Here is a 4,194-nt window from a genome sequence, read left to right on the forward strand (position 1 = left end):
GGGATCACCTGGCACCCCTAAACGCACGGTGGCGACATTCCCGGTTTTGGTTAAGCGGGCCGCAATTAAATCCGTAGCCCCATCACCATTGACATCCCCCGTTAACCAACGGTATTGAGACTGATCATGCTCCAAGCCAGGGGTGGCTAACGAAATATTACGGTATGGAGTGACTTTGGCTTCAGCATGTTCCCAGTTAAACTGGGTTTCGGGTAAACAGACCTCTTCTGCCGTACAACGGGTGAGGCCCTTTAACCAATGTTGGCGGTCATTGACACTGTGATCATAACGTAATTGATAAAATTGGGTGGTCGAACCTGCTTGTATCGCAATCTTTGTTAAATGTCGACGTCGAATAATACGACTGCCATTTAAATAACTGGTAACGCTATACCCATTATCGTCATAATTAAAATTCAGGGTGGTATTGGCATAGGTTATTTTTTGTGGAAAATGCTCACCGTCGTCATGATTTTCCGTATAAAAATAATGAATTAAATTACCTAAACGATCTTCCGTTTTATTAATTGACCAACCGATAACCTCCGACGTACCCTGCGCTTCAAAACGAGCATCATCCGTCTCACCAAAGGTTTCGATCATGCCGTTTTTATACCAGATTTTAAAATACGCGGGCCCATTGCCAGCGGTGCCATAAGAAATAATTTTTAAATCATTTTCTTGTTCAGTGCGGTATTCGGTACCATTAGCACCATAATTACCATTAATCGCGACTAAACGTTGGCCTTTAAAACAAAATTTATCATTATCATCAAAATCAACGCCATCAATAAAACCATCCTGAGCTAAGGTCGTCGCGCATCGATTAATGGCCGGAAAACCGGTTAAACGCCAGCCCATGCCGACCAAACCATTACCTTTACGGCTGCCGTATTCCAACGCTAATGAAGGGGTTAAGCCATTAATCCCTGGCGGTAATTCGAGCGGGACACGGTAATTGGCCGTACCATCGCCCCCCACAGAAAATGAACCAGGGAGTGTACCGACAATATCCGTGTTTTCAGCGAATAATGATTGAGGAAAAAATAACGAGGAAAAAAAGAGATAACAATAACCTAGCGTGATGTATATGCGTTTCATTCTTACTTCTTATGACGACAGTCTCAGTATTTGTATAAAAAACCGCCGCATTATACTGTGAACTTGATAGTATGCAAGTGAGTTATATCAGCAAAGACTGAATCGCTGTTAGGTATGGGCATAAGACAATAGGTGTTTTAACCCCAAAACGTCATTAGCTTTCAGATGATGACAATACTGAATCTGTTCCGTGATGAGAAGGTGACTGATTTTTGATCAGGGTGGATTGGTGCACTTAACTTACCTGGATCATTGCGTGAGCGGAAAAACGCACTCGTCCTCGCCCCCTACGGGTTTTGTGTCATAAAAAATTTGCGAAAAATTATTTTGGGTAATTAATGGATGCAGTGCCTTGTGAGTTAAGGTGGATAGGGGGGGATAGTTGATTTCACATAATGAAATTATATCAAGCGTTATTCAGTTAAATTCACTTGCGTGTGATTGGTTTATTATATGTTATAAGGCAAATAATATTTTGGGAGGATTTAAGTCAGTTATTTTTTGATTCAAATTTAGTATTACTGAAACTGTATAAACGTGACGTAATGTTTTACGTTATCTTGACGTTCATAATTAGTTAGGTGAAGTAGATGATGGTTTATCCCTACGTAAACTTAAATACTGATATAGCATATTGGATATCAGCTGATATGTTTAATAATTTCATTGATCAAGAGGATTTTATTGGGAACAGAGCTCAGGTAAATGTAGTTGATGGATATTTAGAAAGTTGGTTTTATGAGAATAGCGATAGGATCTATTTTATATTGCCGACAATTACTATTGTTGATGGTCGGACTCAATTTATAAACGGTAGGCACCGGCTTAGTGTTTTGTTAAAAACTATGGTTACATTACCAGTTTCATTTTCAGAAAGTGCGCAATCCTATGTGCACAGTTATTCACTTGAACAAATTGATATGAGTCAGAAAATGGAATTACCAAATTATTGTATTTACAATGAGCTACCCTAACCAGTCACCTAATGACGAACTTGAATCGCAATATATATAGCATTTGCCTCTAAATTGGGAATAACGCCTAATAACAAAAATAGGAAATACTGGCGTTGAGATTTGCAGAGCGTCGATTTTAAAAATAACACTAGTGTTGATGATGGGTTCCTGGAAGGCAGGCTTGTCGTATGGAAGCATAAACCAAGAGAAAGAAATCAAGCCTTAATTTCTGCTACCAAGGATGCGTTCGTAAAGAATAATGCAACTCTGCACTGTGAAGTATGTGGATTTGGTTTTGAAGAAAAATATGGAGATAGAGGAAGGGGCTTTATCGAAGCGCATCATACTGTCCCGGTAAGCGATATAGAGCCTGGACAGAAAACACGGATAGAAGACATTGCGCTAGTGTGTTCGAATTGTCATAGAATGTTTCATTGATCACGCCCTTGGTTAAGAATTGAGCAGTATAGAGATCTGGTCATAGATGAAACATAGCAATCATGTGCACTCGTACAGTAAAAAATGCCTCTCGATACTCGCTCTACTTTTTGCTGCTGGTGATGTGACGTGTTAAACCTCTTAAACTTATACAAACAGGCCTCTCAGTCAGTTTTATATACAATGTTAGTTGTATACTTTTTGGCAAAGCCACACTTTATCTTATTGATATTTATGTGTTTTATATTTGTAATTATTCTGTATAAAAAGTATAAATATATAATTAAATCAATATGTTAAGTATGAATACCCATAAAATGGGGTTGTGGGGGTCGGAGGTTCGAATCCTCTCACTCCGACCATTTTTAAGCCTGTAATTCAATGAGTTACGGGCTTTTTGCTTTTGAGAATCATTTGCATCATGCAAAATTCTGCAATATCCTGCAAAACTCAACTTTATTGAACGCTGCTTAGACGAAACTTGTCGTCTAATTTTCTAAGTCTAAATCAGCTTCAACTTGTGTCCATCTCGTGTCATGTCCTTTTAAGTAATGTTCAGTCATTTTGTCAGAAGTATGACCCATCAACTGACGCACCTGGGCTTTACTCCAACCTTGTTGTTCATAAAGTAACCCGCCCAATGATCGTAACTCATGGAATGTTGGTAATATATCTTTGGAAATATTTTCATAAATACCCGACTCATCACGTGCTTTGGAAAAGCTTCGGCTCAAGTAATCAGGTTTCACCGCAGACCAATGACCATTGCCCGTTAAGATTCTTTGAGGTTGCTTATGAATCAATAGGGGAGAGTTGATCCCAGTACAGCGTGCCCGCTTAATCACTTTCTTGAGGGAGGGGCCCAAGCCAATGGCCAGTCGTGCACAGTCACCATGTTTTTCGGTCTTGCTTTGCACCAGATACAAGCGACCATCTTTGATATCACTGAACTTCAGGCGTAATAAGTCAGAGCGACGTTGCAAGGTGATGATGGCCAAGTCCATGGCAATCTGTAACCATTCTTCCGCGTGCTGGTAAATCGCTTGGTAAGCTTCCCAGGTTATCCGCTGCCGTTGTTTTCGAATACGCTGACTCTGTCGTGTTGATAATGTGGGAGCTACCGGGTTTTCAACTAACCAGCCTTTAACGATTGCAAACTGACACAGCTGAGATAACACTGACCGATGTTGTTTATAGGCATCGCCCTTAAAACTTAAATCCAAATAACTGGCTACTTGCTCGACGGATAATGAACGAATACTCATGTCGCCTAAATCACTCTCCAGCCGATTTAATCGGTACTCTAATTCTTGAGCCGAGCGCGGCATTAATTCTTTATTCGGTACAATATCCGCTTTAAAAGCGTCAATAATATCGGCGATGGTTTTTTCACCGACGGCTAAAATAGAATTAATTAACTGCTGGGTACTGGGAATTAAAATATTGTTTAATTCCCGTGCCGCACGGACCGCTTCCTGCTTATCGCGGCCCAGGGCATGCCAGGTTTTATTGACGGGATGACGGTAACGAAACAAACCATTGGATTCATATAAATTCGGGCAAAGCCCACGTTTTTTTCTAGGACGGGCGGCCATAATATTTTGACTCACTTAAGACTTTACTGACCAATGAACTGCTGGCTTTTTCATGGACATCAATATTGATAAACCACAGTCCACCCTCTTTGGTTGCACCGGGT

General features: G+C 40.4%; 4 protein-coding genes. 2 read left to right on the forward strand and 2 right to left on the reverse strand.

Translation table 11 applies throughout. The annotated features are described in order from the left end of the window. Nucleotides 1–1,101: SpvB/TcaC N-terminal domain-containing protein (locus KHS79_RS25645; RefSeq protein WP_267910820.1), on the reverse strand; the 1,101-nt coding region annotated here is incomplete at its 3' end. A gap of 590 nt (nucleotides 1,102–1,691) precedes the next feature. On the opposite strand from KHS79_RS25645, the gene KHS79_RS25650 reads away from it, so the two are divergent. Continuing rightward, on the forward strand, nucleotides 1,692–2,075 hold the full coding sequence (locus tag KHS79_RS25650) for a hypothetical protein (RefSeq protein ID WP_212723004.1): 384 nt from the start codon (nucleotides 1,692–1,694) through the stop codon (nucleotides 2,073–2,075). Nucleotides 2,076–2,177: 102 nt separating this feature from the next. Beyond that, nucleotides 2,178–2,495: an HNH endonuclease gene (locus tag KHS79_RS26420; RefSeq protein ID WP_212723005.1), complete on the forward strand. Its 318-nt coding sequence runs from the start codon at nucleotides 2,178–2,180 to the stop codon at nucleotides 2,493–2,495. 488 nt (nucleotides 2,496–2,983) lie between these two features. On the opposite strand, the gene KHS79_RS25660 is transcribed toward KHS79_RS26420, so the two are convergent. Then, complete coding sequence (locus tag KHS79_RS25660; protein ID WP_212723006.1) at nucleotides 2,984–4,090, reverse strand: tyrosine-type recombinase/integrase; 1,107 nt, start codon at nucleotides 4,088–4,090, stop codon at nucleotides 2,984–2,986. Between the last annotated feature and the right edge of the window lie 104 nt (nucleotides 4,091–4,194).

This window comes from Zooshikella ganghwensis (assembly GCF_018263875.1).
Classification (GTDB): domain Bacteria; phylum Pseudomonadota; class Gammaproteobacteria; order Pseudomonadales; family Zooshikellaceae; genus Zooshikella; species Zooshikella ganghwensis.

What these genes read in the sequence shown, in the direction of transcription:
- KHS79_RS25650 (WP_212723004.1), top strand. Translation starts at nt 1,692, where the DNA reads ATGATGGTTTATCCCTACGTAAACTTAAATACTGATATAGCATATTGG.
- KHS79_RS25660 (WP_212723006.1), bottom strand. Translation starts at nt 4,090, where the DNA reads ATGGCCGCCCGTCCTAGAAAAAAACGTGGGCTTTGCCCGAATTTATAT.